Annotated in this window: 27 protein-coding genes; 16 read left to right on the forward strand and 11 right to left on the reverse strand. The window is 66.8% G+C overall.

Annotation, left to right across the window (positions count from 1 at the left end):
* Positions 1-87 precede the first annotated feature (87 nt).
* Both ACQPYR_RS12900 and ACQPYR_RS12905 read left to right on the forward strand, forming a co-directional pair.
* Positions 88-1,134 carry a CaiB/BaiF CoA transferase family protein gene (locus tag ACQPYR_RS12900; RefSeq protein ID WP_433635114.1) on the forward strand — a complete coding sequence of 349 codons (1,047 nt, stop codon included), beginning with the start codon at positions 88-90 and terminating at the stop codon, positions 1,132-1,134.
* Between the two features lie 166 nt (positions 1,135-1,300).
* Positions 1,301-2,113, forward strand: a complete 813-nt coding sequence (locus ACQPYR_RS12905; protein ID WP_433631587.1) for an alpha/beta fold hydrolase — start codon at positions 1,301-1,303, stop codon at positions 2,111-2,113.
* An 85-nt stretch (positions 2,114-2,198) separates the two neighbouring features.
* Here the strand turns inward: ACQPYR_RS12905 and ACQPYR_RS12910 are convergent, their stop codons facing one another.
* Positions 2,199-3,263, reverse strand: a complete 1,065-nt coding sequence (locus ACQPYR_RS12910) for a 2Fe-2S iron-sulfur cluster-binding protein (RefSeq protein WP_433631590.1) — start codon at positions 3,261-3,263, stop codon at positions 2,199-2,201.
* Between the two features lie 76 nt (positions 3,264-3,339).
* Between ACQPYR_RS12910 and ACQPYR_RS12915 the strand changes: the two genes are divergently transcribed.
* Genes ACQPYR_RS12915 through ACQPYR_RS12930 form a run of 4 tightly spaced genes read left to right on the forward strand, consistent with a single transcriptional unit; the run spans position 3,340 to position 7,509 of the window.
* Entirely contained in the window at positions 3,340-4,788 is a 1,449-nt protein-coding gene (locus tag ACQPYR_RS12915) for a class I adenylate-forming enzyme family protein (RefSeq protein WP_433631593.1), read from the forward strand.
* Complete coding sequence (locus ACQPYR_RS12920; RefSeq protein WP_433631596.1) at positions 4,766-5,668, forward strand: acyl-CoA dehydrogenase family protein; 903 nt, start codon at positions 4,766-4,768, stop codon at positions 5,666-5,668. Before ACQPYR_RS12915 ends, ACQPYR_RS12920 begins: the two co-directional genes overlap by 23 nt.
* On the forward strand, positions 5,655-6,743 hold the full coding sequence (locus ACQPYR_RS12925) for an acyl-CoA dehydrogenase family protein (RefSeq protein ID WP_433631599.1): 1,089 nt from the start codon (positions 5,655-5,657) through the stop codon (positions 6,741-6,743). The genes ACQPYR_RS12920 and ACQPYR_RS12925 overlap by 14 nt, the downstream gene beginning before the upstream one ends.
* A 1-nt stretch (position 6,744) precedes the next feature.
* Entirely contained in the window at positions 6,745-7,509 is a 765-nt protein-coding gene (locus ACQPYR_RS12930; protein ID WP_433631602.1) for an enoyl-CoA hydratase/isomerase family protein, read from the forward strand.
* A 21-nt stretch (positions 7,510-7,530) separates the two neighbouring features.
* Here the strand turns inward: ACQPYR_RS12930 and ACQPYR_RS12935 are convergent, their stop codons facing one another.
* The 4 genes from ACQPYR_RS12935 to ACQPYR_RS12950 all read right to left on the reverse strand — a co-directional run bounded on the left by ACQPYR_RS12935 (position 7,531) and on the right by ACQPYR_RS12950 (position 11,146).
* The gene (locus ACQPYR_RS12935; protein ID WP_433631605.1) at positions 7,531-8,589 is read right to left on the reverse strand and encodes a threonine aldolase family protein; all 1,059 of its coding nucleotides are present in this window, start codon (positions 8,587-8,589) and stop codon (positions 7,531-7,533) included.
* A complete protein-coding gene (locus tag ACQPYR_RS12940; RefSeq protein WP_433631608.1) occupies positions 8,586-8,981 on the reverse strand; it encodes an ectoine synthase in 396 nt (131 codons plus the stop codon). Before ACQPYR_RS12940 ends, ACQPYR_RS12935 begins: the two co-directional genes overlap by 4 nt.
* 331 nt (positions 8,982-9,312) lie before the next feature.
* The gene (locus ACQPYR_RS12945) at positions 9,313-9,714 is read right to left on the reverse strand and encodes an SgcJ/EcaC family oxidoreductase (protein ID WP_433631610.1); all 402 of its coding nucleotides are present in this window, start codon (positions 9,712-9,714) and stop codon (positions 9,313-9,315) included.
* A 223-nt stretch (positions 9,715-9,937) separates the two neighbouring features.
* The gene (locus tag ACQPYR_RS12950; RefSeq protein ID WP_433631613.1) at positions 9,938-11,146 is read right to left on the reverse strand and encodes an erythromycin esterase family protein; all 1,209 of its coding nucleotides are present in this window, start codon (positions 11,144-11,146) and stop codon (positions 9,938-9,940) included.
* A 110-nt stretch (positions 11,147-11,256) separates the two neighbouring features.
* Here ACQPYR_RS12950 and ACQPYR_RS12955 point away from each other — a divergent pair, with 110 nt between their 5' ends.
* Positions 11,257-11,952 (forward strand): TioE family transcriptional regulator, encoded by a 696-nt coding sequence (locus tag ACQPYR_RS12955; protein WP_433631615.1) that lies wholly within the window; start codon positions 11,257-11,259, stop codon positions 11,950-11,952.
* A 253-nt stretch (positions 11,953-12,205) separates the two neighbouring features.
* Here ACQPYR_RS12955 and ACQPYR_RS12960 read toward each other — a convergent pair whose 3' ends face one another.
* Positions 12,206-12,625, reverse strand: coding sequence for a group I truncated hemoglobin (locus tag ACQPYR_RS12960; protein WP_433631618.1), 420 nt, complete (start codon positions 12,623-12,625; stop codon positions 12,206-12,208).
* A 298-nt stretch (positions 12,626-12,923) separates the two neighbouring features.
* Between ACQPYR_RS12960 and ACQPYR_RS12965 the strand changes: the two genes are divergently transcribed.
* Entirely contained in the window at positions 12,924-13,184 is a 261-nt protein-coding gene (locus ACQPYR_RS12965) for a 2Fe-2S iron-sulfur cluster-binding protein (RefSeq protein ID WP_433635115.1), read from the forward strand.
* Positions 13,185-13,261: 77 nt separating this feature from the next.
* Here the strand turns inward: ACQPYR_RS12965 and ACQPYR_RS12970 are convergent, their stop codons facing one another.
* A complete protein-coding gene (locus ACQPYR_RS12970) occupies positions 13,262-14,011 on the reverse strand; it encodes an SDR family NAD(P)-dependent oxidoreductase (protein WP_433631621.1) in 750 nt (249 codons plus the stop codon).
* Positions 14,012-14,031: 20 nt separating this feature from the next.
* Complete coding sequence (locus ACQPYR_RS12975; protein WP_433631624.1) at positions 14,032-14,796, reverse strand: SDR family NAD(P)-dependent oxidoreductase; 765 nt, start codon at positions 14,794-14,796, stop codon at positions 14,032-14,034.
* A 53-nt stretch (positions 14,797-14,849) separates the two neighbouring features.
* On the opposite strand from ACQPYR_RS12975, the gene ACQPYR_RS12980 reads away from it, so the two are divergent.
* The 6 genes from ACQPYR_RS12980 to ACQPYR_RS13005 are packed head-to-tail and all read left to right on the forward strand — an operon-like array spanning position 14,850 to position 20,783.
* The gene (locus ACQPYR_RS12980) at positions 14,850-16,277 is read left to right on the forward strand and encodes a class I adenylate-forming enzyme family protein (protein ID WP_433631627.1); all 1,428 of its coding nucleotides are present in this window, start codon (positions 14,850-14,852) and stop codon (positions 16,275-16,277) included.
* On the forward strand, positions 16,270-17,415 hold the full coding sequence (locus tag ACQPYR_RS12985; RefSeq protein ID WP_433631630.1) for a thiolase family protein: 1,146 nt from the start codon (positions 16,270-16,272) through the stop codon (positions 17,413-17,415). The genes ACQPYR_RS12980 and ACQPYR_RS12985 overlap by 8 nt, the downstream gene beginning before the upstream one ends.
* A gap of 3 nt (positions 17,416-17,418) precedes the next feature.
* A complete protein-coding gene (locus ACQPYR_RS12990; protein WP_433631632.1) occupies positions 17,419-18,333 on the forward strand; it encodes an ArgK/MeaB family GTPase in 915 nt (304 codons plus the stop codon).
* 11 nt (positions 18,334-18,344) lie between these two features.
* Positions 18,345-18,761: a Zn-ribbon domain-containing OB-fold protein gene (locus ACQPYR_RS12995; RefSeq protein ID WP_433631635.1), complete on the forward strand. Its 417-nt coding sequence runs from the start codon at positions 18,345-18,347 to the stop codon at positions 18,759-18,761.
* 30 nt (positions 18,762-18,791) lie between these two features.
* Entirely contained in the window at positions 18,792-19,934 is a 1,143-nt protein-coding gene (locus ACQPYR_RS13000; RefSeq protein WP_433631638.1) for a thiolase family protein, read from the forward strand.
* Between the two features lie 42 nt (positions 19,935-19,976).
* Positions 19,977-20,783, forward strand: coding sequence for an SDR family NAD(P)-dependent oxidoreductase (locus tag ACQPYR_RS13005; RefSeq protein WP_433631641.1), 807 nt, complete (start codon positions 19,977-19,979; stop codon positions 20,781-20,783).
* Between the two features lie 264 nt (positions 20,784-21,047).
* Here the strand turns inward: ACQPYR_RS13005 and ACQPYR_RS13010 are convergent, their stop codons facing one another.
* Genes ACQPYR_RS13010 through ACQPYR_RS13020 form a run of 3 tightly spaced genes read right to left on the reverse strand, consistent with a single transcriptional unit; the run spans position 21,048 to position 23,649 of the window.
* The gene (locus ACQPYR_RS13010; protein ID WP_433631644.1) at positions 21,048-22,112 is read right to left on the reverse strand and encodes an NAD(P)H-dependent amine dehydrogenase family protein; all 1,065 of its coding nucleotides are present in this window, start codon (positions 22,110-22,112) and stop codon (positions 21,048-21,050) included.
* A 19-nt stretch (positions 22,113-22,131) separates the two neighbouring features.
* Positions 22,132-22,950, reverse strand: coding sequence for an acyl-CoA thioesterase (locus ACQPYR_RS13015; protein WP_433631646.1), 819 nt, complete (start codon positions 22,948-22,950; stop codon positions 22,132-22,134).
* Positions 22,951-22,995: 45 nt separating this feature from the next.
* Entirely contained in the window at positions 22,996-23,649 is a 654-nt protein-coding gene (locus tag ACQPYR_RS13020; RefSeq protein ID WP_397048751.1) for a TetR/AcrR family transcriptional regulator, read from the reverse strand.
* A gap of 177 nt (positions 23,650-23,826) precedes the next feature.
* Here ACQPYR_RS13020 and ACQPYR_RS13025 point away from each other — a divergent pair, with 177 nt between their 5' ends.
* Together ACQPYR_RS13025 and ACQPYR_RS13030 are read left to right on the forward strand one after the other, a co-directional pair.
* Positions 23,827-24,825, forward strand: a complete 999-nt coding sequence (locus tag ACQPYR_RS13025; RefSeq protein WP_433631649.1) for an acyl-CoA dehydrogenase family protein — start codon at positions 23,827-23,829, stop codon at positions 24,823-24,825.
* Positions 24,809-25,984, forward strand: coding sequence for an acyl-CoA dehydrogenase family protein (locus tag ACQPYR_RS13030; protein WP_433631652.1), 1,176 nt, complete (start codon positions 24,809-24,811; stop codon positions 25,982-25,984). The genes ACQPYR_RS13025 and ACQPYR_RS13030 overlap by 17 nt, the downstream gene beginning before the upstream one ends.
* Positions 25,985-25,992 lie beyond the last annotated feature (8 nt).

Below are 25,992 nucleotides of genomic sequence, written 5' to 3' on the forward strand. Positions count from 1 at the left end.
CGAGCGTCAGCGAGTGAGCCATCGACACAGTGCGCAACGGCGCACGACGGAGCCGAGCGCCAGCGAGGTGCAGTCGTGAGCCGAACGATGTCCGGCGAGGCCGCGGGGCCGTTGGCGGGGATCCGGGTACTCGAGGTCGGCACCATGCTCGCCGGTCCCTACGCCACGATGATGCTCGCCGATCTCGGCGCCGAGGTGACCAAGATCGAACCGCTGAACGGGGAGATCTCGCGGCAGGTCGGCGACTCCTATTTCGCCAGCCTCAATCGCGGCAAGCGCAGTATCCGACTCGAATTGGCCAGCCCCACCGGCCAGCGTCGGCTGGCCGAACTCGTCGCGGAATCGCATGCGCTACTGGTGAATTTGAAGCCGTCGGCCATTCGGCGGCTCGGCCTGACCTATGAGTCGCTGCGGCAATTCAACGAGCGGCTCGTGTGTGTGGCGATCACGGGCTTCGGCTTGGACGGCGGTGACGACCCCGCCTTCGACTACGTGATCCAGGCGGCGACGGGCATCGCCGCGATGACGGGCGATCCACAGGGGCCGCCCACGTTGCCCGGGTATTCGTCGGCGGACAACTCGACCGGCCTCACCGCCGCGCTCGGGCTGCTCGCCCAGATCGTCTCCGGCCGCGGCGGGCAGGTGGACGTCTCGCTGTACGAGGTGATGCTCTCGCAGCTGAACTATCATGCCTCGGCCCATCTCAACGACGGCAGACAACCGCAACGCCGGAAGTTCGGTGCACATTCGTATTACGTTCCAGCACAGCTCTTTCCGACCGCCGAAGGCCATCTCGCGCTGTTCATAACCCACGACGGCTTCTGGAAGGTCTTCGCCGCCGAGGCCGGCGTCGACGGATTCGAGACGATGGCCGAGCGGGCCGCCCATCGCGACGAGGTGCTCTCCGCGGTGACCGCGGCCCTGGCCACCGACACCGCCTCCGGCTGGGAATCTCGCCTGCGCCCGCTCGGCATCCCGGCCGCCGCGGTCCGCACCTTGCCCGAGGCCCTGGCCGCCACCCCCGAAATCATTGTCACCGTAGGCGATTACCGGCTGATCGGCAGTCCGATCCGGATAGCCGGATACCAGCCGCAATACGGTCCGCCGCCGGTGCTCGGCGAGCACGAGGAGTAGCGGCCGGGTTCGGGCCGGATTTACCGAAGTTGTCTTGAATCGGCCAGAGACCGCGACTCGGATCCGAGGTCGCCACAGCTGTTTTCACCACGAACCCGGCCCGCGCGTTCAGCACACACTGGCGCAATTGACCGTACGAGTCGAGATCCGTTATTAGGGTGTCGCTATGGAGTGCGACGTCAACGGCGTTTCCGTGCATTACCTCGAATACGGTAGTGGGACTCCGATCTTGATAATGCACGGTTCGGGGGTGGATCATCGCGAGATGGTCGCGACGATGGAGCCGATCTTCGGTGACCTGCCTGATTATCGGCGGATTTATCTGGATCTGCCGGGTATGGGGCGCACCCCGGCGCCGGGAACGATCAATAGCTCCGACGATGTGGTCGCGCTCGTCCTCGGCGTGATCGACATTGTGGTCGGCGATCGGGACTTATTGGTTATCGGTCATTCCGCCGGCGGCTATTTCGCCAGGGCGGTCGCGAACAGGCGCCGCGGTCAGGTGAGCGGGCTGACCGTCATCTGCCCCCTCATCGAAAACCCGCGCGACATACCCGCACACCAGGTGGTGCGCACCGCTGGAAACCTCGACGACGTTCTGAGCCCGGACGACCGCACCGAATTCGAGGCCTACTTCGTGGTGCACACACCCGCCATGCGAGAGCGGTTCCAGCACTATGTGGCGCCCGCCGTCCCCCTGGCCGACCAAACCGCGATGGCGCGGATCGGCGAACGCTGGCGGCTGAGTTCGGGCCCCGAGGACGGACCGCCGTACCCCAACCCGACCCTCATCATCGCCGGGCGCCAGGACTCCGCAGTGGGATACGCAGGCCAATGGGATCTGATCGAGCACTATCCCCACGCCACGTTCGCGGTGCTGGACCGCGCCGGGCATGCGCTGCCGCACGAGCAGGGCGACCTCGTCAAGGCGCTCGTCATCGAATGGCTTCGGCGCGTCGAGGAGCATCGCCCGGCGTAATACGGCCGAATGCCCGCACCAGCTGTCGACGCCGACCCAGGCGGCTCCGCGATCGCATAGTCAGCCAGCGATCGTCGGGTATCGATCACTCGTAGTCGACGGTGATGGAGTCCGTGTCCGGTACGGCCTGGCAGGTGAGGACATAACCTTCGGCGAGTTCGTCGTCGGTCAGCGCGTCGTTGCGGCGCAGCGTGGCGTGCCCCTTCGTCACCTTGGCCATGCAGGTGGCGCAATTGCCTGCCTCGCAGGAGAACGGGGGTGTGAGACCGGCGCGGCGGGCGCTGTCGAGCAGTGTTTCGCCGTCCTTGCGCGGAACCGACTTCTTTTTGCCGTCGAGGATGATCGTGACAGTGTTGTCGGTGGTCGCGACCGGGGTGGTGACCGTGCGGGTTTCGGCGATCGCGACCGAAGTTGTGTCCGTATGGGTTTCGACGGCCGCGGGGGTAGCGGGCAGCGCCGGGGCCGGCGCGCCGAATCGTTCGCTGAACACCAGACCCGGTCCGGGCAGGGCCTTCTCGATCATCTCCATGAAGGCCTCGGGTCCGCAGATGTAGCTGTCGCCGCCGCCGTCCGCACCGACGAAATCGCGGATCGCGTCGGGGGTCAGGAAGCCGCCGTCGGCGTCGAGGTGGCGGATCACCTCGAGCCGCCCCGGGTAGCGGCCGACCAGTTCCGCGAGTACCGCCTCGAAGATCACCGACTCCCGATCGCGGTCCGCGCACAGCAGCCGAACTTTCCTGGCGGTGCTCGCTAGCGCGCTCTTGGCCAGCGACAGGATCGGCGTGATGCCGCTGCCGCCGCTGAAACCGAGCAGCGGTGCTTCGGTGGGGCGCAGACAGAATCGACCCGCAGCCCTGGTCAGCTCCAGTTCGTCGCCCTCGACCACGTTGTCGTGCAGCCAGTTCGAGACCTGTCCGCCGGGCACCCGCTTGACCGTGGTCATCAATTCGCGGTCGGTTTCCGGCGCACTCGACATCGAGTAGGAGCGGAACAGGTCCTTGCCGTCCACGTGGACTCGAAACGTGCAGAACTGCCCGGATTGATAAGCGATCGGCCCGTCGTGCGGGTCGAGCACATAGGTGCGCGCGTCGGCGCTCTCTTTAACGATCCGCGTTACGGTCGCGCGCTGGAATAACGGGGGTCTCGCCATGAACTGCCTCCTCCTGGTATTAAGATTCTAATACAAGGAGAATTATATTCTCTCCGACGAGACGGGATCTTCTCATATGGGGTCGAACGACAGCCGCCGCGGTGCCGGCCCTGCCGCGACCGCGCGCGCCGAACCGGTCGCCCTCGCGTTCGAGGACCGCGGGTACACGTACCGACAGCTGGATCGGCTGGCTGGAGGTCTGGCCGTGGAGTTGGTGGCGCGAGGTGTGCGCATCGGGCATCGCGTCGCGCTGATGTCGACGAACCGGCCGGAATTCGTGGTCGCCGTGCTGGCGACCTGGCTACTGGGCGCGACACCCGTGCTGATCAGTCCGGCTTGGAAGCGTGCCGAGGTCGAACATGCCCTGGCGCTGACCGAACCGGCGTACGCACTCGGCGATGTGCCCGTATTGGCCGAGCTGCTGCCGACCCGCCACCTCGACGATCCGATCGCACCGCTGACACACACCTTCGGACGACCCGATCCGGAATCCGACGCGGTGCTCGTATTCAGTTCGGGCACTACCGGATTGCCGAAGGCGGTGCGGCACACCCACGCCTCGCTCGCCGCGTCGGTGCGGCACTGGACCCGGGTCCTGGAGCTGAACTCCTACGACCGCTTGCAGATCGTCACGCCGCCCTCGCACATCCTGGGGCTGCTCAATATCGTCACCGTGCTGGAGGCGGGCGCCTGGATGCGGCTGCACCGGCGCTTCGACCTGGAACGGATGCTGCGATGCATCGCCGAGGATCGGATCACGATCGAGATGGCCGTCGCGCCCATCGCTCTGGCGCTGGCCGCGCATCCCGAACTCGAGTCCTATGACCTGTCCTCGCTGCGATACATCATGTGGGGCGCAACGCCGGTCACCGCGGCCGTCGCCGAAACCGTCACCGCCCGAACCGGTGTCGGCTGGCTGCCCGCGTACGGAACCACCGAACTGCCGGTCATCGCGTGCAGTCCGATCGGGAACACGCGGTACGACAGCGTCGGAAAAGCGGCGCCGGGCGTGCAACTGCGGGTGGTGTCGACGACCGGAGAAACGTTGAGCCCCGGCGAGATCGGTGAAATCCAAGCGCGGTCGCCGTCGCTCATGGCCGGATATCTACCGGCTGACGCAACGGCGGAAGCCTTCGACGACGGCTGGTACCGGACCGGCGATATCGGCCGCATCGGTGCCGACGGCTGGGTCCAGCTGACCGACCGATCCAAGGAAATGATCAAGGTCCGCGGCTTCCAGGTGGCCCCCGCCGAAATCGAGGCAGTGCTGCACGGGCATCCCGCGGTGGGCGACTGCGCGGTGTTCGGCATCGCCGACCCCGCCGATGGGGAAGCGATCGTCGCAGCCGTCGCCCGCACCGCGGCGGTCACCGACGACGAACTCATCGCACTGGTCGGCGACCGGCTGGCCGGATACAAGCGACCGCGCCATGTGGTGTTCGTCCCCGAAATCCCGCGCCTGCCCTCCGGCAAGGTGTTGCGCCGAATTCTCAAGGAGCAGTATGGACGTTCGTCTCACGAATGAACAGCGACAATTGCGCGACGCCGCCGCTAAATTGGCCGATGACCTCGGCCCCGGCTCGGTACTCGACCTCGACGACGCGGCGCGGTCGACCCGGCTGGAGAAGGTGGTCGACCAAACCGGCTGGCGGGCACTGCGTTCGGACGGCGCCTCCGGAGTCGAGGTGGCGATCGTGGCCGAGGAGTTCGGGCGCGGACTGGTCGATGTGCCGTTCCTGGGACCGGTGCTGGCCGATGATCTGTGCGGCCCGGGCGATGACGGTCAGCGTTGGACCGTCGCGGTTACCGACCGGGCGATCGACGCGCACGGCGCCGATCGAGCATTGGTGATCGATGATGGGCAGCTGCTCGTCGGCGGGGTCGGTGCCGAACTCCCCGGTGCGGATCTCACCAGGGTCGAGGCGGAGCTTACCGGTCGACCGGACTTCCTCGGCGAACTGTCCGCCGATCAGGTGGCCCAGTGGCAGGCCTTGGCGCTGGTGGTCACCACCGCCGATCTGGTCGGAGTCGCCCGCGGCGCGCAGTCTCTCGCCGTCGAATACGCGAAAGTCCGTGCGCAGTACGGCAATACGATCGGCTCGTATCAAGCGGTCGCGCATCTGCTCGCCGAGAGCCAGGCGCTGATCGAGGGATCGATCAGCGTCGCGCGGCACGCGGCCTGGGCGGTCGACGAATTGCCGCACGCCGAGTCGATGCGGGCGGCGCGGATCGCGAAGCTGTACTGCGCGCGGGCCGCGCGGACGGTATGCGAGACCGCGATTCAAGTGCACGGCGGCATCGGCAATACCTGGGAGTGCCTCGCGCACGTATACCTGCGCCGGGCCCTGACCTCGACCGAATTGTTCCCTGTCAGCCTGGAGGAGATCGACCTTGGACTTTCGTGACGCACCGCAGGAGGCCGAATTCCGGGACCGGCTGCGCACCTGGCTGGCCGAGGTGGCCGGGACCTTTCCGACCTCCGGTGACGAATACTGGGCGCGGCAGGGTGAATGGCATCAGGCGCTCTACGCGGCCGGATTCTTCGGCCTGTCCTGGCCGCGAGAATTCGGCGGCCACGACCTTTCACCGGTCTACGACGTCATCCTGGACGAGGAGTTGGCGATCGCGGGTGCGCCGCCACGGCCCAGTCTCGGCTACCTGGTCGCAGGCCTCGGACGGCACGCGAGCAAGGAACTGCAGCAACGGTTCCTGCCCGGCATGATCAACGGCACCGAGCGCTGGTGCCAGGGCTTCAGCGAGCCGGGAGCGGGTTCGGATCTGGCCGCGCTGACGACCACCGCGACACGTGCGGGCGACCACTACGTCATCAATGGCCACAAGATCTGGACCAGCTATTCCGATGTCGCAGACTGGTGCCTGGTCTTGGCGCGTACCGATCCGGATGCGCCACGACACAAAGGCATTTCGGCATTCATCATCTCGATGAAGCAGCCCGGTGTGGCGCAGCGGCCACTGCAGATGATCAGCGGGGTTACCCGGGAATTCGGTCAGGTGGAATTCGACGGTGCGATCGTGCCCGCGGATCAGCTGGTCGGTGCACCCGGAGAGGGCTGGAAGCTGGCGATGACCGTCGTCGGACACGAACGTGAGCCCTCCACCCTGGGATTCGCGGCTCGATACGGAAAACTGGTGCGCCAGTTGGCCGCTCGTGTCGAGGGCAAGGCACCCGAGGAACTCGCCTGGGCAGCGGTGCAGACCGAGATGCTGCGCCTGCACGTGCGGCGCAGACTCTCCGAACAGCTCGACGGCGTCACCCACGGGCCGGACGGATCGCTGGACAAGCTGCTCATGACCTGGGTCGACCAGGCGGTCGGCCATGCGGCGCTGGCCGTCGCCGGCACCCGCGATCCGGAACTGCTCGGGTCCTACTTCTACAGCCGTGCACAGAGCGTCATGGGCGGCACCTCGCAGATACAGAAGAACATCATCGCCGCCCGCATCCTGGGATTGGGAGTTTGAAATGTACGACATGCCAGCCGAAATCGATGTCCGCGCCGAGGGACCGGTCCGGATCATCACGCTGAACCGGCCCGATGCCCTCAACGCTGTCAACGATCCGCTGCATCACGGGCTGGCCCGTTTGTGGTCCCGGCTCAGCGCGGACCCGCAGGCGCGGGTAGCGGTGCTGACCGGCGCGGGCCGGGCCTTCTCCGCGGGTGGCGATTTCACCTACCTGGAAGAACTCAGCCGCGATAGCGAGCTGCGCGCCAAGACAATTGCCGACGGCCGTGACATCGTGCTCGGCATGGCCCGGTGCCGGATCCCGGTGATCGCCGCGGTCAACGGTCCGGCAGTCGGCCTCGGCTGCAGCCTTGTCGCATTGAGCGACATGGTCTACATCGCCGAAACCGCGTATCTGGCCGACCCGCACGTGCAGGTCGGATTGGTCGCCGCTGACGGCGGTCCGCTCACCTGGCCCCTGCACACCAGCATGCTGCTGGCCAAGGAATACGCGATCACCGGCGCGCGGATCCCCGCGGCCCGGGCACGCGAGATGGGTTTGGCCAACCACGTCGTCGAAGATCCGGTCGCCGAAGCGCTGGCGTGCGCCCAGCGGATGCTGGAACTTCCACAGCAAGCGGTGGAGAGCACCAAGCGCGTGCTCAACCTGCAACTGGAGCATGCCGTGCTGGCCACACTCGACTACGCTTTGGCGGCCGAGGATCTGACATTCCAGAGCGAGGACTTCCGGGCCAACATCGCCAGGCTCACCGCAAAGCGCTGAGGTTCGCGCAAGGCCTCCGGTTCAAGCGGTCATCTCCCGGGTGATGGCGGCTGCGAAGGCGTCCACGTCGGCCTCGGTGGTGTCGAACGAGCACATCCAACGGACCTCGCCGGTGCGTTCGTCCCAGGTGTGGAAGCGGAAGAGTTTCTGCAGCCGCTCGGTGACCTCCCGAGGCAGTACGGCGAAGACGGCGTTCGCCTGGACCGGCCGTACGATCTCGACGCCGGGCACCCCGGCGACCGCTGTGGCCAGCCGGGCCGCCATCGCATTGGCGTGCCGGGCGTTGCGCAGCCAGAGGTCGCCCTCCAGCAGTGCGACGAACTGCGCCGACACGTACCGCATCTTGGAGGCCAACTGCAGCCCGGCTTTACGCAGATACGTCACGCCGCGTACCGCGTCCGGGTTCAGCACCAAGATCGCCTCGCCGAGCATCAGGCCGTTCTTGGTGCCGCCGAACGACAGCACGTCAACCCCGACGTCAGTGGTGAACGCACGCAACGGCATATCGAGCGCGGCGGCCGCGTTCGCCAGCCGAGCGCCGTCCACGTGCAGCAGCATGTCGCGGTCGCGCGCCAGCGCGCCGATGGCCGCGATCTCGCCGGGTGTGTAGAGGGTGCCGAACTCGGTGCTCTGGGTAATGGAGACAACCTTGGGCTGGGCGTGGTGCTGATCGCCGAACCCCCACGCGTACCGGTCGAGCAGCTCCGGCGTCAGCTTGCCATCCGGGGTGGGCACCGGGATGAGCTTGAGCCCGGCCACTTTCTCGGGTGCGCCGCACTCGTCCAGGTTGATGTGCGCGGACTCCGGGCAGACCACCGCACTCCATCGGTCGCACATCGCCTGCAGCCCAACCACATTGGCGCCGCTGCCGTTGAAGACCGGATAAACATCGGCGCGCTCGCCGAAATGGTCCTTGATCAGCTCGCGCAGGCGGGCGGTGTGGACGTCATCGCCATAGGCCGGCTGGTGGCCCTCGTTGGCGGCGGCCAGCGCCGCCAAGATGTCCGGGTGCACGGAGGCGTTGTTGTCACTGGCGAAACCGCGTAGCGGTTCGTCTCCGTGGGCAGCGGTGTCGCTCACTGATCCTCTTCTGTCAGCAGTGGGAAGGCGCCGTTCTCGTCGTGGACCTCACGGCCGGTGAGGGGTGGGTTGAACACGCAGACCGCACGGAACTCGGTGTGGGCGTGCAGGGTGTGATGCTGGTGCGCGTCGACCAGGTACATCATGCCGGGCTCGAGGCGGTGCTTTTCACCGGTCTCGTCGTCGACCAGTTCGCCCCGGCCCTCGATGACATAGACGGCCTCGATGTGGTTGGCGTACCACATCTCGAGCTCGGTGCCCGCGTCTACCACGGTGTCGTTCAAGGAGAAGCCGACCTTCTCCTCGGCGAGCACCAGGCGACGGCTGGTCCACTTGGGGCCCTTCACTTCTCGCTCGGTGCCGATGATCTCTCTCAGTGAACGGACGATCATGGAGTACGTTCCTTTTGTGTCGTGCGTTTCCTGCGAACACTTACAGCATCGCTGCTGGCACAGCATCGCCGACAGTGGCAGGAATGCCCCCCTTCATTAAGATCGCGCCATGCGAGACGAATAGTACGGCTCACGCCTGCACACTACCGACGACAGCGACACCGGCAATTTCCCTTGACAGCCCTGAGCGGGAATCCCTTTGGCGGCGGCTCGACCTGCAGTTCGCGCGATGAGGCTTGGTGCAGGCGACAACGCCGACAGCACCAAGCTCGTCTATAGCACTACCGCCGCCGAGGTCACCCGCTCACCTGACCGCCGAATGACGTTTGCATTACTGGGCCGGGCAGTTGTGGTAGGCGGTAAGCAGCCAGCGGTTGTCTCGGCGGATCAGGGTCCAGGTGGCCATGACCCAGCGGTCGGCGGGAGCTTCGGTTTCACCTGCCATGAGGACGGCGCTGCGGCTGACCACGATGGCGGTGTCGGAGGTGGGGAAACGGACGAGTTGGGGTTCGTCCAGGGTTTTCGAGCCACGCAGCGGGCCCTCGAAGCCCGCGGCCATCCGATCTCGGACGGCGTCGCGGCCGGAGTTGAAGACCCCGCGCAGGATGGAGGTCGCGTCGGGATCGTAGTCGGCGACGAAGGCGTCGGCATCATTGTCGGCCCAGGCGCGGTAAAGGTTGTTCAGGACATCGAGGACAGCCTCGCGGTCGGCGTGCACTGCGGTGTCGGTCATGGTTCTTCTCCTCAGGTCGTGGCCGCGCTCAGCGGCTCACGAGTACCTACCAGCGGACCATGCCCGATTCATCGCTCACTCCAGCACTCCTGTTAGGCGACCCTCGAGAATGTATTGATGGCGGTAGACGTCGAGAGCGCCCCTCTCACAATGCATTCTCGAAGGCGATCGGTTGGCGGACCGTGCACACATTGGGGGTGGCGGATTTTCTTCGGGGTGGCTGTTACCAGTACTGATGGCGGTTTCCGTCGGTGTCGGCTATGAAGATGACCGCGTCGGCGCCGTCCAATTCTGCTGGGGTGAGCGGGATGTGGCCGGGCAGGATCGGTTCGCCAGGGCCGATCGACGGGGGAAGCGCGGCGCGCAGGGCCGGTGTCGGGAACAGGGCGCGGCGGGTGGTCGCATTGGCCAACACGCCCTGGAGGGTGTCCGGATCGCTGTCGGGTTTGGCGTCGGTTGCCAGGAACGCGTAGCGCTCGCCGAGGGTGAGCGCTACGAGTGCTCCAGCGTTTCCCCAGCTCACCTTGTCCTCGCCGTCCGACTGCGTGCGTTGCAGGTGGAGGTTGTGCGCGAACACCAGGCTCGGTCCGCGTCGCTGCTCCTGCGCGACGATCGCGAGCAGGTTCTCGGCCATCATCTCGGTGCGCAGGCTGACCAGGGTCGCGATGCGATCAGGGGCTGGACTCGCCATGGCCGCGTGATAGCGCAGCAGGCTCTGGGCGGTGCGCGCGTGCGCGACGGCGTGGGCGTAGCCGGTCGCGTCGGCGCGGTGCAGGTCGGGTGCCGCGCGGCGCAGCGTGCTGGCGAGGTCGTCGGCGACGATGCGCAGGGCGCGGGCGCGGTCGGAGTCGCCGATGGAGGCTGCCGGATCGAACATGGCCGCCGGATTCGACCAGTCCGTGTCCTCGCCGAGTAGCGCATCGAGTTCGTGGACTGATTCGGGCCGCAGGGCCGCGGGCAGGTACTCGATCACCGAGGACAGTGCGCGTCGCGGGCTCGGCGCACCCGAGTACTCCGTCGGCGCGTCGAAGCCGTAGAAGCGAACCCGATCCTGCGGCGCCCGGCCGGCATTGTGTGCGCGGAGCCATTCGACGAGTTCGCGGTTCCCCGGCACGGCGCCGAACCCGTGGCTGAACCCGGTCGCGAGCACCGCGTCGATCTCCGCCATTGCCCCGGCAATGTAGTCATCGACAATTGACGCGGCGAAGACATCGGTTTCCAACACGATCGACCGGTACCCCCGCTCGACTAGGTGGCCGAGGATTTCGTTGCGCAGCAACGGGAACGCCTCGATCCCGTGGGTCGGCTCGCCGAGGGCGAGCAGGGCCGGCGGCTCGGGCCGCGCGGCGAGCAGCCCGTCGAGGACACGGCCCAGGTCGGCCGCGTCGTCGAGTTGGCGGCCGATCCCACGCAGTGATGCGGCAGTAGACATGAACGCCCCTTCCAGAAGTAACTATCCTCGACGGTATCGTTGAAGATTCGGGTGAAACTTCTGAGACGTCTACCTGCAGTTCATAGATGAAAGCCTCAATCGGAGGTCAAGTGCGTCCCATCGACCTCGCCAGAGCACACGGGTTGTCCGCACAGGCGATCCGCAACTACGACGACGCCGGCATCCTCCCGCCGACCGAGCGCAGCGAGAGCGGCTACCGGCACTACACGCCCCTGCACGCGCAAGCCCTGCGCGCCTTTCTCGCGTTACGCGGCGGCCACGGGCACCAGCAGGCAATGGAGATCATGCGCGCGACCAACCGGGGCGACACCGAGTCCGCCTACCGGCTCATCGATGCCACGCACGTCGCGCTGCTCACCGAACGCAATACCCGCACCGAGGTCGCGACGGCACTCGACAGCCTGTCCACTACGACGCCGCCCGCCGTCAACGGCCGACGGCTGACCGTGGGCGAACTCGCGCGCCGGCTCGGCGTGCACCCGGCGACGTTGCGCACCTGGGAGACCGAGGGCATCCTGCGCCCCGAACGTGACCGGGCAACGGGCTACCGCGAATACGGACCGGATTGCGTGCGCGATGCCGAGATCGCACGACAACTGCGTCGAGGTGGGTACCTGCTGCACCAGGTCGCGCAGTTCATCGAGTCGCTGCGCGAGGCGGGCGGCGCGGACGCGTTGAGTGCTTTCCTCGACTCCTGGCAGGACCGGCTCACCACGCGCAGCCGCAACCTGCTCGGCGGCGCGGCCCAGCTCGACGCCTACCTCGCGCTGCTCGATCCTCCGTAGTGGGGCAGCCGACAAATCAGTGATGGCCGGCGGCTTCGATTGCGGTTCGACCTGACATCAGCACGGTCGGCGGTGACGCCGCGTGATATTCGCCGATGCCTACGTGCCGTGGGCGCTCGTCGCCGGTGCCTCCGACGGGGTCGGTGCCGCATTCGCCAACAGACCGTCCAGATGATGACAAGCCATCCGAGCACCCATGGGCGAGCGCGACCCCATGCACTGAGACGAAACGGCGGCAGGGGCAGCGCGGCGACTAGGAGGCCGAGCCGGATGCGATGTCGTCGGCCAGCGGGGCAATGGCTCCGATGATCTGTTCCACCAGCGCCGTTGGCACCCCGGCGGCGGTCAGCGCATCGGTCAGGTGTCCGGCCACGAGGCCGAAATGGTGCATCGTGATGCCACGGCCTTGGTGGACCTGCTTCATCGGGGCACCGGTGTAGGGGCCGGGGCCGCCGAGCGCAGCGGAGAAGAACTCGACCTGACGCCCCTTCAACCGAGACATGTTCGTACCGGTGAAGAACGACGCAAGCTGGTCGTCGGCGAGGACGCGGGCATAGAAGTCCTCTACTACCGCCTCGAGCGCCTCCTGCCCCCCGATCTGCTCGTAGATTGTGTCGGTCTCGGCTACCGTGGCCGCCCCGGACTTGGACTTGATCCATGACGTGATACTCATGCATTCAGGACAGCACCGGTCCATTTCTATCCCGTTAGTCGGCTGTCGCAGCCCGTTTTCTCTTCGTGGCCACGATATTTCATGGAACTCACAGCAGGATGCCGCGCCCGTGAGCAATGTTTCGAACGTGCCTCGTCCTACGGAAGCGTGCAGACGCGCCATGCCCACTCAGACACTGCCAGGCCAGCTACCCGACTGTGCCTCATGCTCGCCGAGCATTGGTGGCGGAACGTATTGCGGCTGGTATCCGGCTATCCGGATCGGACTGCCGATCAACCGGAAATCGCCTACGGTGACGATGGTTTCGGGGTTGGCGGCCAGCGCTTCGGGCAAGGTGGCACGGCGGCCGCAGGGATGCCGAGAGGGCGCAGGCGGGATTCCCAGTTGGATGCGGTGTCGGCGGCCAGGCAACTGCGCCACCTGCATGGCCAAGGTGACGAAAGGACACGCCACCCTGCGCCGCAACGACGCACTCACCAACGACGAACTCGCCGAAGGCTATGTCCTCACCTGCCAGGCCATACCGGACACGGACTCCATCACCGTCGACTACGAGTGATCGATACGGCACGCGTGCCGCCGACACTCGCCCGCAAGGCCCCGAAGACCATAGTTCTCTTCGGGGCCTCGCACCGATCATCCCCGCGGAATCAGCACTTCCGAACGTTGCACCGTGCCGGTGATACCGGCGGCATCCTGGCCCGCGAGCAGCACCGCGGCGCGGGCGATCGTCTCCGGCGGCTCGACCATGTCCGCTGGAATTTTCTGGCCACCGCCTCCGGCCTGCCAGCCTTCGGTCAGTACGACCCGAGTCGGGCTCAGGCAGTTGACCGCGATGTTGTCGTCCTTCAGTTCCGCGGCCAGACCGAGGTAGAGGCGTTCGACGGCGGCCTTGGATACCCAGTAGGCATTGGCGCCGCGGATCATATCCACGCCGGTGGTGGTGATCGCGATGAGCGAGCCGCCGCCGCGGGCTTTCAGATGCGGGATGACGGCCTTGGTCGCGAGGAAGACGCCGTTCAGGTTGACGTTCATGCACAACTGCCAGCGCTTGAGCGGTGTGGTCTCGATCGGACCCAACCACATCACGCCCGCATTGGCGACCAGGATATCGATACCGCCGAATTCCGAAACGGTTGCGGCCACGGCATTTTCGACCGACTCCTCGCTGGTGACATCGCACGCCACCGGCATTGCCGTTCCGCCCGCGGCGGTGATCCGGTCGGCGACCGAACCTATGGTGCCCGGCAGCTTGCCCTCGGTTTCCGAGCGCGCGGCGACGGCCACCGCCGCACCCGCTCCGGCCAACCCGGCGGCTATCGCCGCGCCGATGCCGCGACTGGCACCGGCGACGAATGCGACCTTGCCGCTGAGTGTTCCGCCCACGCCGGGATACGGTTGCCCGTTCATTTCGGTGGGAAGCGCAGCGCGCCGTCGAGCCGGATGACCTCGCCGTTGAGGTAGTCGTTCTCGATGATCGACTGGGCCAACTGTGCGTATTCCACCGAGCGCCCCATCCGCTTGGGGAAGGGCACCTGCGGGCCCCAGTAGCCCTCCAGTTGGTCGGCGGCCTTGCCGTAGGCGGGCGTGTTGACCGTACCGGGCGCGATGGTGACCACCCGGATGCCGAGCGGGGACAGGTCGCGGGCCGCCACCAGGGTCATACCGATGACGCCGCCCTTGGCCGCCGAATAGGGGAGTTGGCCGATCTGGCCCTCGTATCCCGCGATCGAGGCGGTGTTGACGATCACACCCCGGGCGCCCTCGTCCAGCGCCTCGGTCTTGGCGATGGCCGCGGCCGACAGGCGCAGCACATTGAATACAGCGGTCAGATAGAACTCGATGGTGGTGCGGAAACCGTCGAGTGCCAGCGGCGAGCCGTCCTTGCCGACGAGGCGGCCGCCGGTGGCCGGGCCACCATGGGTGTCGACCGAAATGCGCAGCGGTCCAAGGGATTCCGCCTCGGTAATGGCCGCGAGCACCGACTCCTCACTGGTCGCGTCGGTGTGCACGTAGCGGATGCCGAGTTCTTTCTCGAGTTCCTTGCCCTTGTCGTCGGCGACATCGGCGACCACCACCTTCGCTCCGGCGGCGTGCAGGCGACGCACGGTGGCCTCGCCGAGTCCGCCGGTGCCGCCGACGACGATGGCAGCGCTCCCACTGATCTGCATATCGCAATCCTCTCTTGCAACTAACACTCTCCTATGGAGAGAATAATGTTCTCATGAACATCAGCATGATCCTAGACATGGCCGCATCGGCGGGCGATCGGACCGTGATCACGGTCGGCGATCGCTCGCTGACCGCCGCCGCCCTGCTCGGCAATGCGCGTCGCGCGGCCGTCCGCTTCCAGCGGCACCCCGCGGTGCTGTATCTGGGCGCGAACCACCTGGCCTATCCGGTCGCGCTCTTCGGTACGGCGCTGGCCGGGGTGCCATTCGTACCGCTGAACTATCGGCTCGGCGAACAGCAGTTGGCCATGCTCCTGGATCGTCATCCAGGGGCGCTGGTGCTGCGGCCCGAGGACCTCGACGGCCTGGTCGAGGAGGGCGCCGATGCGCCCGAACTCGAGGTGCCGTGGGATGGCAATGCGGTCGCCGCGATCATCTACACCAGCGGCACCACCTCCGAACCCAAGGCGGCGCTGTTACGGCATCGGCATCTGATGGCCTACTTGCTGAACACCGTGGAGTTCGGCGGTGCGCAGGAGACGGACGCGGCGCTGGTGTCGGTGCCGCCCTATCACATCGCGGGCCTGACGAATCTGCTGTCGAATCTCTACTCCGGTCGCCGGGTGGTTTACCTGGCGGCGTTCGACGCGTCCGGTTGGCTGGAAACCGTTCGGCGCGAACGGATCACCCACGCCATGCTGGTGCCGACCATGTTGGCGCGCATCGTCGCGGCCGTCGACGGAGCCGATGCGGGAGTGCCGACGCTGGCCAGTCTCGCCTATGGCGGCTCGCGTACGCCGCGCCCGGTGCTCGAGCACGCGCTGCGGGTGTTCCCGGACACCGGCTTCGTCAATGCGTACGGACTCACCGAGACCGCGTCCTCGATCGCGGTACTCGGACCCGACGATCACCGTGCGGCCTTCGCCTCGGATGATCCGGCCGTCCGTGATCGGCTCGGCTCGGTGGGGCAGCCGCTGCCCGGGATCGAGATCCAGATCCGCGCCGAGTCCGGCGAGCCCGCCGGGGTGGGGGAGGTCGGGTTGGTATTCGTGCGCGGCGAGCAGATCTCCGGTGAATACGGCGGCCGCAGCGCACTGGATGCCGAAGGCTGGTTCCCCACCCGGGATCTGGGCCGCCTGGACGCCGAGGGCTATCTGTTCATCGAAGGCCGCGCCGACGACACCATCATCCGCGGCGGCGAGAATATCGCGCCCGCCGAGATCGAGGACGTGCTGCTGGAATATCCGGGCATCACCGAGGCCGCGGTGATCGGGGTACCGGATCCGGAGTGGGGGCAGCGACTGGTCGCGGTGCTTGTCGGCGCGGGCGAGCCGGACGAGATCAAACAGTGGGTCCGCACGCGACTGCGGTCGTCGAAGACGCCCGACACCATCGTGTTCCGCCGCGAACTACCCAAGACCGAAACCGGAAAACTGCTGCGCCGCAACCTCGTCACCGAAATGGAGAACACCAATGCCTGAAGCTGTCATCGTGTCCGCCCTGCGCGCTCCGATCGGAACCGCCCGCAAGGGCACGCTGCGCGATACCAATGCCTTCGACCTGGCTAAGCACGTGGTGGCTGCGGCCGCCGAGGGACTCGACCCAGCCCGCATCGATGATGTCGTCCTCGGCGAGGGCCGCTACGGCGGCGGCGTGCTGGCCCGGCACGCGGCGATCACCGCCGGACTGACCAATGTCGCCGGTGTGGCGCACAACCGGCATTGCGCCGCGGGCATGGCCGCCGTGCAGACCGCGGCCGCCGGCATCCGGGCCGGAATGGACGAACTCGTCATCGCCGGTGGCGTGAACTCCGAATCCACCGCGCCGCGTGTGCGTTTCCGGGTCGGCGAGGACGAATGGATCGACCCGTGGGTCGCGCCGAGCCATCCGGACCGGCCGGACGCGCCTTGCCTCGATATGTCGATCACGGTCGGCTGGAACACCGCGGTGGCGTCCGGCATCTCGCGTGCGGAGATGGATGCGTGGGCGTTGCGCTCGCACCGCAATGCCATTGCCGCCATCGACGAGGGCCGTTTCAAGGAGGAGATCGTGCCGATCGACACTCCACACGGACTGTTCGCGGTCGATGAGCACCCGCGCCGGGACACCAGTCTGGAAAAGCTGGCCGGACTGAAGGTGCTGCACCCGGAGATCGAGGGCTTCAGCATCACCGCGGGCAATGCGTCGGGCTCCAATGACGGCGCCGCGGCCTTGGCCATTGCCAGTGACCGGCTCGGATTGCCCGCCCTCGGCATCATCCGCGGGTGGGCCTCGGTCGGCGTCGATCCGCACGACACCGGGCTGGCGCCGATCGAGGCGATCACCAAGGCCGTTGCCAGGGCCGGTATATCGCTGTCGCAGGTGAGTCTTTACGAGATCAACGAGGCGTTCGCCTCGGTGCCGATCGCGGCGACCAAGGCGCTCGATATCGATCCGGATCGGGTGAACTTCAGCGGCAGCGGGTGCTCGCTCGGCCATCCGGTCGCCGCCACCGGAGCCAGGATGATCGTCACGCTGGTGCACGAATTGCGGCGTCGCGGTGGCGGTTTCGGAATCGCGGCACTGTGCGCCGGTGGCGGGATGGGATCGGCCACCGTCGTCGAGGTTCCGGCTCCCTAGCGCGTGGACACTATTGCGGAGCTCATCGCCGCCGCGCGGGCCGGATCGGTGCGGGCCGCGGGGCGGCTGCTGAGCGCGGTCGAGGGACCACAGCGCGACGAGGTGCTCGCGCTGCTCGATGCCGTCCCGGTTCGGGTCATCGGGGTCACCGGCCCGCCGGGCGCGGGTAAATCGACCACGATCGCGGCGCTGGTCGCCGCCTACCGCGAAAAGGGTCTGCGGGTGGCGGTGCTGGCGGTCGATCCGTCCTCGCCGTACAGCGGTGGCGCGCTGCTGGGTGATCGAATTCGGATGGCGCAGCACATCAATGATCCCGATGTGCTGATCCGGTCGGTCGCCACGCGCGGTCATCTGGGTGGTCTCGCGGCCGCGGTGCCCGCCGCCATCCGATTGCTCGGCGCGCTCGGCCACGAGCTGATCCTGCTCGAAACCGTCGGCGTCGGGCAGTCCGAGATCGAGATCGCCGCGATCGCCGACCCCACCCTGGTGATTCTGAATCCCGGTGCGGGAGACGCGATTCAGGCCGCGAAGGCGGGTCTGCTCGAGGTCGCCGACATCCTGGTCGTCAACAAGGCCGACCGAGAGGGCGCCGACCAGACCGTGCGGGATCTGCATCAGGAGTCCGCCGCCCCGATCCTCACCCTGGTCGCGGCAAAGGGCGTCGGGATCGCGGAGTTGGTGGCCGCGATCGACGCACACCATCGCAGCGACACCCTCGACCGGCGCACCGCGCGGGCCCGCGCGCAAATCCTGTCCCTGGCGCAGACCCGTTTGCGGGGCGATCCGGCGTTGGCGGCATTGGCGGACTCGGTCGCGGCCGGACGGTTGGACGCGTACACCGCCGCGGAGCGACTACTCACTGTTCGCATTTCGTCGGAAATAGCGTATACATTTTATGAGAATGACATTTCCACCTGATGGAGGACGGCATGGCAAAGGCCCTAGCGCCCGATGTCTCGACCTGGCCGGCGGAGAATCCGCAGTTGATCGGTAGCCGCTGCGCCGCATGCAGCGCGGTCACGTGGCCCCAACAACCACGCTGCCCGCGGTGCAGCGGCCCGGACATGTCCGAACGGCTGCTGCCCCGACGCGGCACGCTCGTGGCCTGGACCACCCAGGGCTTCGTCCCCAAACTGCCGTACGCGGGCAAGGAGACGGCCGAAAGCTTCGAGCCGTTCGGGATCGGACTGATCCAGTTGGGTGATGACGTGCGGGTGGAGGCCCGGCTGACCGTGGCCGAACCGGCCGAGCTGCGCTTCGGGATGGACGTCGAGCTGGCCTTCGTCCCCCTTTATGTCGACGACGACGGGAACGAAGTCGTCACGGTCGCTTTCGCACCGGCCTGATCAGCGACTACGGCTACCGAGGAGATTTGAATGAACGACGTTGCCATCATCGGCGTCGGCCTGCACCCGTTCGGCCGCTTCGCCAAGTCGGCCATCGAAATGGGCGCCGACGCAATCCAATTGGCGTTGACCGACGCCGGTGTCGAATGGAAGGATATCCAGTTCGGTTTCGGCGGCAGTTATGAGGTAAGCAATCCCGATGCCGTGACCCGCCTGGTCGGGCTGACCGGAATTCCATTCACCAATGTGTTCAATGCCTGTGCCACCGCGGCCAGTTCGATCGAGCAGACCGCGGAGGCGATCCGGTCCGGACGTTACGACATCGGCATCGCGGTCGGCATGGACAAACACCCGCGCGGTGCGTTCACCGACGATCCGGCCAAGCTCGGGCTGCCCGCGTGGTACGCGGAGAACGGACAGTTCGTCACCACCCAGTTCTTCGGGATCAAGGCGAACCGCTACATCCACGAGCACGGCATCTCCCAGCGCACCCTGGCCAAGGTCGCCGCCAAGAATCTCCGCAATGGCGCGCTCAATCCGAATGCCTTCCGGCGCAAGCCGATTGCCGAAGACGAGATCCTGAACTCGACGATGCTGAACTATCCGTTGACGCAGTACATGTTCTGCTCGCCGGACGAGGGGGCCGCGGCCGTGATCATGTGTCGCGGGGATATCGCACACCGCTACACCAGCACCCCGGTATACCTGCGCTCGAGCGCGATCCGTACGCGCCGTTACGGCGCGTACGAGGTACACAGCACCTGGGCGGCCATCGATGAGGACGTCTCACCGACGGTGTACGCCTCCCGGGCCGCGTTCGAGGCGGCCGGGATCGGACCCGAGGACGTCGATGTGATCCAGCTTCAGGACACCGACGCGGGCGCGGAGATCATCCATATGGCCGAGAACGGTTTCTGCGCCGACGGCGACCAGGAGAAGCTGCTCGCCGAGGGGGCGACGGAGATCGGCGGGCGCCTGCCGGTGAACACCGATGGCGGGCTCCTCGCCAACGGCGAACCCATCGGGGCCTCCGGCATCCGGCAGGTCTATGAACTGGTGGTGCAACTGCGCGGCCAGGCTGGCGAGCGGCAGGTGCCGGGTAATCCCCGTGTCGGTTACGCCCAGGTCTATGGGGCGCCCGGTACGGCGGCGGCATCGGTTCTCAGCCTCTGACGGCATTTCGACCCACCATCCATCCGCGAGGAGGAGTATTCGATGCTGATACGCGAGGGACAGGTCGCCGTGATCACCGGGGGTGTGAGCGGCATCGGCTACGGCCTGGCCGAGGCGCTCGCCGCGCGCGGGGTACGGCTCGTCATCTCCGACATCCGCGAGGACGGCTTGACCGCGGCGGCGGCAGCATTGCGCGACGCCGAGGTCACGGCCGTGGTGGCCGATGTGAGCGACGAGGCATCGGTGCGCGCGCTGGCCGAGCGCACCATGGCCGCCTACGGCCGGGTGGATCTGGTCTGCAACAACGCCGGGGTGGTGTGCTCGGCCGCGCCGCTGTGGGACCAGGACGCGCGCACCTGGCAGCGGATGATCGGGGTCAAGATTCTCGGCGTCGTCCACGGCGTCAAGGCATTTGCGCCGCTGCTCATCGAGCAGGGCACCGGCCATTTCCTCAACACCGCCTCCTCCGGCGGCCTCGCCCCGCTGCCCGGCCGCACCCCCTACACCGGCACCATGCACGCGGTGGTCGGTCTCACCGAGACGCTCGACCTCGAGTTGAAGCAGGTAGCGCCCGCGCTGGGCGCAACCGTGCTCTGCCCGGGGCTGGTCGACACCCCGCTCGGTCAGAACTCGGCCGCGCTGGGTGCGATCGAACTACCGACGGGCGCGACACCCTCGATGCGCAGTCTCGCTGCCGCCCGCGGCGCAATCCTGTCCCCGCGCGAGGTCGCCGAGGCCGCACTCGCCGCGATCGAAGCGGGCCGCGTCCATGTGGCTCCCGGCGACGGCGTAGCCACGCGCGCGCGGGCGCGGGTAGACACCCTGCTGGCGGATATCACTGTCGCCTGACCGCGAATTACACACTGCTGCAACAGGTAGGTATCCTGCGGGCCAACGGCTCAGTCGGCGCACGGCCGTGATGTGCGAGCCTTGCCGTCGCGTGGTCGCGAATCAGTCGCTGCGGCAATAGATATGCGTAGGTCGATAACGGTTTCAGCGCCCGTGCACGGCCGCGATGTGCGAGCCTTGCTGTCACGTGGTCGCGAATCAGTCGCTGCGGCAACAGATATCGCGTCTGTCAACACTGTTCGGCCGAGTTCGGTTGCGACGCGCTCAGCCGAGTGTGGTTGCGATATGCGGTAAGTCGAGCGTCGACCGAATCCCGGGATCGGCCGCACACACCGCCGGAATCGCATTGACCGCACGGTTGGCGGTATAGGCCGGGGATACGGCGGCCATGTGTTCCAGGGGAATCGGGAACCGCAGATCCACTTCCAGCGGCGCGTCGCCGACCACCGATATGTGCCATCCGGTATCGCGCAGGTCCCAATCGGCCTCGATATCGGTGGTGCAATACCAATTGGCGCGGAAGCTCAGCACCGGTTCGCCCGCCACCAGACCGGAGACCGTAGTGCGTTGAGCCGCAACGGTTCCCTGCTCGATCGTGCCCGCCGCGATGCGGGTGGTCGCACGCGCCGTCGCCACGGAACCGTGTGCCTCGATCGAATCCAGCGGGCAGCCGAGTGCGTCGCCGACCAATCGCAGTGACGGGCCGAAACTCGCGGCCAGATGCTCCGCGCGAGCCGCGTTGGAATCACCCCGTGGCCGCCCGAAACCCATGACGTCGAACAGCATGGCGGGCGAATCGCGTTGCGACAGATCCGCGTACTCGTCGATCATCAGCCGGTCCAGTCGGCGCTGGATCGAGGACAGCACCAGCGGCACCGCCTCGGTGATGAAACCCGGACTGCTGCCGGTGCTGTGGATCGAGGTGCCCCCGAGCGTGCAGGCTTGCTGAATGCGTTGACGCAGTTGGGGATCCATGCTCGGTGGGTGGTGGAACAGGCCACATGTCGTCACCACGTTGGTGCCCGATGCCAGCAGGCGGATCACCACCTCCGCGTCGAACACGAGCGGCATATAGAGCACACAGTCGGCGTCGAGCTCGATGATCTGCTCGATGTCATCGGTGGCCAGCACACCGGTGGCGGGAATATCGCAGAACTCGCCCGCGTCGCGCCCCACCTTGTCCGCGCTGTGCACGAACAGGCCGACCAACTCCATCTTCGGATGCTCGACTACACCGCGCAGTGCCCGCGCGCCGATGGTCCCGGTGGCCCATTGCACCACCCGGTGCGATCGGTGCTCGGATGCGTCGGAGGATCGCTTGATCACCATTCGATTCACGACCACTGGTTCACCCGACCTCGGATGGGAAGCGCACCATGGCTTCTTGCGCGTAGGAGGCGACCAACCGGCCGTTCTCGGTCAGCACGTCGCCGCGGCCGAAACAGCGGCTGCCCGCCATGAGCGGACTGTGCTGGCGCAGTAACAGCCACTCGTCGGTGCGCAACGGTCGGTGGAACCACACGCTGTGCGAGGTCACCGCCGAATGGAATGCGGTGCCGTTGCCGCGCTGACACGCACCTTCGATCGGCCGCAGTGCGGTGCCGATGAGGTTGAGATCGGTGGCGTAGGAGACGATCGCCGGGGCCAGCCGTGGATCCACGTCCGGTGTGCGCATCCAGAACTCGAATTCCGGTGCGGCGGAAGCGGTGTCGTCGAGATCAACTGCGGATCGGGTCTCCCAGGGCAGCAGGTCCCACCTCACCTTGTGCTCGGCGCTCAGGAGCGCGGGAGCGGCGGGCACGCTCTGGTGTTGCGGTCCCTCCGCCTCCGCGTGCAGCGACACCGATGCGGTGGCCACGACCCCGTAGCTCTGCTCGGCGACGATGGTCACGGTGGCGAAGGAGCGGCCTTCGTGATGTCGGCGCACCCGATAGCGGATCGGCTCGTCGGTCCTGCCCTCGCGGGCGAACAGCGCGTGCAGCGACTTGACCGATTTCTCCGGGCAGGTCAGATCGGCCGCGCGGATGAACTGGCCGAGCAATTGCCCGCCGAAGACGCGGTAGTACTCGAGCTGCTGGTTGCGTCCCTCGAAGACGGATTCGTCGTCGAGGGACGGCCGAGCGGTCAGGTCGAGACAGCCGAGAAGATCATTCCAGAGGTCGGGCATGCCCCCGAGTGTAAGTGAAACTCTCCTCGATTGAGAATATTATTCTCAATCCTTGGTGAAGCCGTGCGCGCAGAAGTTCCAGACCTCGGTCGCGGTGATCGGGTGCACGGTCTCCTCGTCGGTGCCGCCGGTGGACTGGGCGATGAACATGACCGTCTGCATGACCATCGCCGCGGTTCGCCGCGGATTCGCGTCCGAGCGCAGCTGATCGGCCTGTTTTGCCTGCTCCATGAGCTCGGTGAACAGTGCGAGCAGCGGTGCGTGCGCGACCTTGACCTGCGCCGGATGCGTGACGAGCAGTTGTGGCGCGAAATCGGTGAACAGCGGGCGCTGTGCGGCCGGATCGGGCCGGGACAACTCGAACAGCAGCTCGACGGTTACCTGCAACCGCTCCAGCGGATCGGCCTTGGCGTCGGCGGCGGCATGCAGTTGGTCGGCGGTGCGCACGAGTGCGTCTTCGAAGAGGGCGAGCAGCAGCTCGTGCTTGCCGTCGAACTGCAGATAGAAACTCCGCAGCGACTGGCGCGAACGATCGACGACTTCTTGCACGGTGAAGTCGGTGCTGCCCTTCTCGGTGATGATGGCCTGCGCTGCGTCGAGGAAGCGCTGAACGCGCTGTTCGGCCCGCAATTTCGCGGTCCGCAACGAGCGCTCGACGGCGCGCTGCTTCCAGGCGGGCTCTTCGCTCGGGCTGGTCACCGGCGCTCCGGTCCTCGGTCATGTAGAGAGAACATGGATGCACTGTACCGGAGAACGGGGTGTCTCCGTGTTGGCTGGACACTATGTCAGCGAACAAATGCGAGACTCTTACTTTCCGAACTGGAGAATGATATTCTCGGGTCTGGAGTGTGTCGGAGTGGCAAGGAGGCAGGCCGGATGCTTTTGGAGTTCGACTCCGATCAACTGCTGTGGCAGCAAACCGTCCGCGAGGTGGTCGCCAAGCAGTGTCCGCCGACCCTGATCCGCGAGGTCGCCGATAAGGGCGCGGATTCGGAGGGGCTGTGGCGTACCTATGCGGAGCTGGGATGGATGGAGCTGACCGACCCGGCCGACGCGGTGGAACTGGGGATCGTGCTCGAGGAGCTGGGGCGGGCCACCGACCCGACCCCGTATCTGGCCACCATGACCCAATTCGCGCCGCTCGCACCGGATTTCGTGCGCCAGGGTGAACCGGGCGCCGCGGTTTACGACGGTGTGTCGGCGGTGCGCGACCGGGATGGCTGGCTGCTGAGCGGCACCGCGCGTCATGTGCTCGACGGCGATCGAGCGCGGCAACTGGCGGTCGTGACCGAGGCCGGTGTCTTCGTGGTGCCCGCCGACGACGTCATCGTGCGACGTGCGGCTGTGTTCGATCCGGTGCTGCATCTCGCCGAAGTGAGTTTTGTCGAGGTGCGGGTTCCGGACGATCGCTACCTGCGCGTCGATTCGCAGCCCGCGCGCCACTCGGCCACGACCGGAATGGCGCTGACCATGGTCGGCGCGTGTCGACGGGTACTGGACATGGTGCTCGAGCATGTACGCAGCCGACAGCAGTTCGGCGTGCCGATCGGCTCGTTCCAAGCGGTCAAACACAAGGCCGCCGATATGCACATCGCGATCGAAAGAGCCCGCGCCCTGGCGTATTTCGCGGCGATGACGATCCGGGAGAACGATCCGCGGCGGCGCCTGGCCGCGTCGATGGCCAAGGCCGCGGCCGGCGAATGCCAGTCGCAGGTGTTCGGCCGCGGCATGCAGTTGTTCGGCGCCATGAGCTTCACCTGGGAAAACGACCTGCAGTTCGCGCTCAAGCGGGCCAAAGCCGGTGAGCTGTTGCTCGGCGGCGCGGCAGAGCACCGGGCGCTGATCGCCGAGGAGTACCGTGCGACTGACTTTTGATACCGAGGTCGAGGAGTTCCGGGCCGAATTCATCGCCTTCCTCACCGAATTCATGCCCGACGAGGCGGTCGCGGCCCAGGATCGGCCGATTTCCAGTGCGGAGGTCCCGCCGTGGGCGCGGGAATGGCAGCGGCTGCAGTTCGACCACGGCTGGTTGCTGCCCGGCAACCCACCGGAATTCGGCGGCCGCAATGCCGGGATCCTGCAGCAGTATGTGCATTTGGAGGAGCTGTCCAAGCGGCGCATCTATCACAGCTTCAATCCGCAGGGGCTCGGCATCATCGCCGCCTCGCTACTCTCGTTCGGCAGCGCGGAGCAGAAGAAGCATTGGGCGGCAAGGATTTTGCGAGCCGAGATCACCGCGGCGCTGGGCATGAGCGAACCGGGTGCTGGTTCGGATCTGGCCGGGCTGCGCACCCGGGCCGTGCGCGACGGCGATCATTTCGTGGTAAACGGGCAGAAGGTCTGGACCTCCGGCGCACACGACGCCGACGTGCTGCTCACCTTCGTGCGCACCGATCCGGATGCGCCCAAGCACAAGGGCATCAGCGTGCTGTTGATCCCCACCGATACTCCCGGCGTGACCCGGCGCCCGTTCGCTTCCATCTGCGGACCGAACGATCTGGACTTCAACGAGGTGTTTTTCGAGGACGTCCGGGTGCCCGCGGAAAATCTGGTCGGCCCGCTGCACGGCGGCTGGGGCGTGGCCAACGGTTCGCTCGGACATGAGCGCACGCTGCTGTGGCTCAGTTTCGCCGACCGGCTGCAGGAGCTGATCGAGGACTTCCACCCGCGCACCGTGCTCGACCGCGACCGTTACGCGACGCTGGTCATGGATGCTCAGGCGCTGCGGTTGCTCGGGTCGGCGGCGCTGGCGCGTGAGGCGCGAGGCCAGCAAGATGTGGCCGCGCTATCGGTGCTGAAACTGCTCGGGTCGGAGGCGGTGCAGAACGGTTCGGAACAGGCGCTGTCCGCACAGGGCCCCGACGGCCTGATCCATCCGGCAATGACCGCGCCGTTCAACCCGCTGAACAATGACAATTTCATCAGCAGCTGGTTCGAACGGTACGTCCGCAGCTTCGCCGGAACCATCGCCGGCGGCACCTCCGAAATTCAGCGCAATATCGTCGCCGAGCGGGTGCTCGGACTGCCCAGGTAGCGGAGTTC

The sequence above is a fragment of the Nocardia sp. CA-120079 genome, from assembly GCF_050955745.1.
Taxonomy (GTDB): Bacteria; Actinomycetota; Actinomycetes; order Mycobacteriales; family Mycobacteriaceae; genus Nocardia.

What these genes read in the sequence shown, in the direction of transcription:
- ACQPYR_RS12900 (WP_433635114.1), top strand. Translation starts at nt 88, where the DNA reads ATGTCCGGCGAGGCCGCGGGGCCGTTGGCGGGGATCCGGGTACTCGAG.
- ACQPYR_RS12905 (WP_433631587.1), top strand. Translation starts at nt 1,301, where the DNA reads ATGGAGTGCGACGTCAACGGCGTTTCCGTGCATTACCTCGAATACGGT.
- ACQPYR_RS12910 (WP_433631590.1), bottom strand. Translation starts at nt 3,263, where the DNA reads ATGGCGAGACCCCCGTTATTCCAGCGCGCGACCGTAACGCGGATCGTT.
- ACQPYR_RS12915 (WP_433631593.1), top strand. Translation starts at nt 3,340, where the DNA reads ATGGGGTCGAACGACAGCCGCCGCGGTGCCGGCCCTGCCGCGACCGCG.
- ACQPYR_RS12920 (WP_433631596.1), top strand. Translation starts at nt 4,766, where the DNA reads ATGGACGTTCGTCTCACGAATGAACAGCGACAATTGCGCGACGCCGCC.
- ACQPYR_RS12930 (WP_433631602.1), top strand. Translation starts at nt 6,745, where the DNA reads ATGTACGACATGCCAGCCGAAATCGATGTCCGCGCCGAGGGACCGGTC.
- ACQPYR_RS12940 (WP_433631608.1), bottom strand. Translation starts at nt 8,981, where the DNA reads ATGATCGTCCGTTCACTGAGAGAGATCATCGGCACCGAGCGAGAAGTG.
- ACQPYR_RS12945 (WP_433631610.1), bottom strand. Translation starts at nt 9,714, where the DNA reads ATGACCGACACCGCAGTGCACGCCGACCGCGAGGCTGTCCTCGATGTC.
- ACQPYR_RS12950 (WP_433631613.1), bottom strand. Translation starts at nt 11,146, where the DNA reads ATGTCTACTGCCGCATCACTGCGTGGGATCGGCCGCCAACTCGACGAC.
- ACQPYR_RS12960 (WP_433631618.1), bottom strand. Translation starts at nt 12,625, where the DNA reads ATGAGTATCACGTCATGGATCAAGTCCAAGTCCGGGGCGGCCACGGTA.
- ACQPYR_RS12965 (WP_433635115.1), top strand. Translation starts at nt 12,924, where the DNA reads ATGGTTTCGGGGTTGGCGGCCAGCGCTTCGGGCAAGGTGGCACGGCGG.
- ACQPYR_RS12975 (WP_433631624.1), bottom strand. Translation starts at nt 14,796, where the DNA reads ATGCAGATCAGTGGGAGCGCTGCCATCGTCGTCGGCGGCACCGGCGGA.
- ACQPYR_RS12980 (WP_433631627.1), top strand. Translation starts at nt 14,850, where the DNA reads ATGAACATCAGCATGATCCTAGACATGGCCGCATCGGCGGGCGATCGG.
- ACQPYR_RS12985 (WP_433631630.1), top strand. Translation starts at nt 16,270, where the DNA reads ATGCCTGAAGCTGTCATCGTGTCCGCCCTGCGCGCTCCGATCGGAACC.
- ACQPYR_RS12995 (WP_433631635.1), top strand. Translation starts at nt 18,345, where the DNA reads ATGGCAAAGGCCCTAGCGCCCGATGTCTCGACCTGGCCGGCGGAGAAT.
- ACQPYR_RS13000 (WP_433631638.1), top strand. Translation starts at nt 18,792, where the DNA reads ATGAACGACGTTGCCATCATCGGCGTCGGCCTGCACCCGTTCGGCCGC.
- ACQPYR_RS13005 (WP_433631641.1), top strand. Translation starts at nt 19,977, where the DNA reads ATGCTGATACGCGAGGGACAGGTCGCCGTGATCACCGGGGGTGTGAGC.
- ACQPYR_RS13010 (WP_433631644.1), bottom strand. Translation starts at nt 22,112, where the DNA reads ATGGTGATCAAGCGATCCTCCGACGCATCCGAGCACCGATCGCACCGG.
- ACQPYR_RS13015 (WP_433631646.1), bottom strand. Translation starts at nt 22,950, where the DNA reads ATGCCCGACCTCTGGAATGATCTTCTCGGCTGTCTCGACCTGACCGCT.
- ACQPYR_RS13025 (WP_433631649.1), top strand. Translation starts at nt 23,827, where the DNA reads ATGCTTTTGGAGTTCGACTCCGATCAACTGCTGTGGCAGCAAACCGTC.